Annotated in this window: 3 protein-coding genes; 2 read left to right on the top strand and 1 reads right to left on the bottom strand. The window is 67.9% G+C overall.

Features of this window, described 5'->3' with window-relative positions; all coding sequences use genetic code 11:
* Window positions 1-659: tryptophan 2,3-dioxygenase family protein (locus RMO04_RS17215; RefSeq protein WP_309645996.1), on the top strand; the 659-nt coding region annotated here is incomplete at its 5' end.
* 2 nt (window positions 660-661) lie between these two features.
* Window positions 662-1,861, top strand: coding sequence for a class I SAM-dependent methyltransferase (locus tag RMO04_RS17210; protein WP_405041516.1), 1,200 nt, complete (start codon window positions 662-664; stop codon window positions 1,859-1,861).
* Here RMO04_RS17210 and RMO04_RS17205 read toward each other — a convergent pair.
* Window positions 1,825-2,861, bottom strand: a 1,037-nt coding sequence (locus tag RMO04_RS17205) for a deoxyribodipyrimidine photolyase (RefSeq protein WP_309645994.1), incomplete at its 5' end; no start/stop codon positions are given. The genes RMO04_RS17210 and RMO04_RS17205 overlap by 37 nt on opposite strands.

Below are 2,861 nucleotides of genomic sequence, written 5' to 3'. Positions count from 1 at the left end.
AGCTGTCGATCCACGAGCTGTCGGCCGCCCGCGAACACATCGCCGCCGACGACCTGCGTCCGGCCTTCAAGATGATCGCCCGGGTCGGCCGCATTCAGGGCCAGCTCATCCAGTCCTGGGACGTGCTGGGCACCATGACCCCCAGCGACTACCACGCCCTGCGCCCGCACCTGGGCCAGAGCTCGGGGTTCCAGTCCTTCCAGTACCGGATGCTGGAGTTCCTGATGGGCGCCAAGGACGCGTCCATGCTGCGCGTCCATGAGGGGACCGAGGTCCACGCCCTGCTGGCCGGCGCCCTGACCCAGCCCAGCCTCTATGACGAGTGCGTCCGTCTGCTGGCCCGGCGCGGCTTCGAAATCCCCGCCGACCTGCTGGCGCGCGACCTGCGCTTGCCCCACGCCGAGCATCCCGCGGTGGAGGCCGCCTGGGTCGCCGTCTACCGCGATCCCGAGCTCTACTGGGATCTGTACGAGCTGGCCGAGAAGCTGGTCGACCTGGAGTTCCGCTTCCAGCAATGGCGCTTCGCCCACCTGAAGACCGTCGAACGCATCATCGGCTTCAAGCAGGGCACCGGCGGCAGCGCCGGCGCGGCCTATCTCGCCAAGGCGCTGGAGGGCTCGTTCTTCCCGGAACTGTTCAAGGTGCGGACGTCCCTGTGAGCCTGATCGACGCCCTTCTCAACCGGATGATCAAGGTCGGCGACCTGACCGTCCACCTGCCGGGCGGCGCGACGAAGAAGGCCGGGGACGGGACCGGGACGCCCGTGGTCATCCGCTTCACCGCCAAGGGTCTGCGGCGCACGGTGGCCAATCCCAGCCTGGGCCTGGCCGAGGCCTATATGGACGGCGATCTGGTCATTGAGCAGGGCGAGCTGTGGAACCTGCTGCAGTTGGTCGGCAAGGGCGGCAGCCGGGGGCTGAAGGGCAGGGGTTCGTGGCTCAAGCGCACCCGCCGCGCCATCAAGCGCCGCATCCAGCAGGCCAATGATCGCAGCGCCGCGCGGCGCAACGTGGCCCACCACTATGATCTGTCGAACGACCTCTACCGGCGCTTCCTCGACGCCGACATGCAGTATTCCTGCGCGTATTTCGCTCGGCCCGACATGACGCTGGAGGAGGCTCAGGCCGCCAAGAAGGCGCACATCGCCGCCAAGCTGCGCATCGAGCCCGGCATGAAGGTGCTCGACATCGGGTCGGGCTGGGGCGGCATGGGCCTGACCCTGGCCCGCGACCATGGCGCCGATGTCACCGGCGTGACGCTGTCGACCGAGCAGGTGGGTCTGGCGCGGGAGCGGGCCATCGAGGCCGGGCTGGCCGATCGCGTCCGGTTCGAGCTCAAGGACTACCGCGACCTCGACCAGACCTTCGACCGGATCGTGTCGGTGGGTATGCTGGAACATGTGGGCGAGCCGCATTTCCGCGAGTATTTCGAGACCGTGAAACGGCTGCTGGCCGATGACAGCTGCGCCCTGATCCACGCCATCGGCCGGGCCGGCGGGCCCGGCCTGACCAACGCCTTCACCCATAAATACATCTTCCCGGGCGGCTACATCCCCGGCCTGTCGGAGATCGTCTCGGCTATCGAGGACGCGGGCCTCTGGATCACCGACATCGAGATCCTGCGCCTGCACTATGCCGAGACGCTGAAGAACTGGCGGCTGCGGTTCATGGCCGATCCGGAGATCCCGGCGCTCTATGACGCGCGTTTCCGGCGGATGTGGGAGTTCTACCTGGCCTCGGCCGAGATGGGCTTCCGCTATGGCGGCCACATGATCTTCCAAATCCAGGTCGCCAAGCGCGTCGACGCCCTGCCGATCACCCGGGACTACATGCTGGAGGCTTCGGCCGCCGCCAACCGGTGAACGTCGAGCACATAGGCGTCGGCGTCGAACTTCTTGAAGGTGTTCTGGCCCATCGAGCGCACCGTGCCGAACACCGGCTGCGGCCCCCACGGCCGGTCGTGCAGACCGAAGATCCAGCCGACATTGGTGTAGGAATTGCCGTCGCGGCCATCGAGGAAGTAGCGGTTGTTGAGCGCCAGCATGGTGTCCCACGCCTCGCGCGGGCTGGCCGACCATTCCAGGATCTTCTTGCCCCAGTACATCCGCATCTGGTTGTGCATATAGCCCGTGGCGACCATCTCGCGCTGGGCGGCGTTCCAATAGCGGTCGTGGGTCTGACCTGCCTCGAACTGGGCCCTCGTGTAGAGATAGGGGCGCGGCTTGGCGGCCTGGGCCTCCAGGGTCTCGCGGGCCCAGTTGGGCAGGCTGTCATACTGATCGTAGGCCGGCTCGTAGAGGGCGTGATTCATGGCCAGCTCGCGACGCACGATCAGCTCTTCCAGGTACTTGGCCTTGTCCTCCGGCTGACCCCGGCGCGCCGTGCGCACGGCGAGCGCGATCTCCACCGGCGAGATCTGGCCGAAGTGCAGGTAGGGGCTCATGTGTGACGCCGCCCGCGCTTCGGGCTGGTTGCGGTGTTCGGCGTAGCGTTCCAGCCCATCGTCCAGGAACGCCGCGAGCCGCGCGCGGGCCGCGGCCTCGCCCGGCGCGAAGCGCGTCACCGGGCGGACCGATTGATCGACGTTCAGCCCCGCGACCAGGGCATCGATATCGGATAGCTCCAGGCCCGGCGGCGAGGCGGCCATCGGCGTCGCCACGACCTGGGCCTCCAGGGGAACCACATATTCCTCCCACAGCCGGTGCAGCTTGGGCCGCAGGGTGCGGGCGGCGTATTCGTGCTTGGGCGAGGCGGTCTCGACGGGGACCACCACGTCGCCCTCCACCTGCAGCAGCCGGCGTTCGATCTGCTTGGCCAGGGTCTGGCGCCACTGGCGCTGGATGCGCAGGTAGCCTCGGTCGC

The sequence above is a fragment of the Phenylobacterium sp. genome (genome assembly GCF_031412415.1).
Classification (GTDB): domain Bacteria; phylum Pseudomonadota; class Alphaproteobacteria; order Caulobacterales; family Caulobacteraceae; genus Phenylobacterium.
This window is presented reverse-complemented; position numbering and strand designations above follow the sequence as displayed.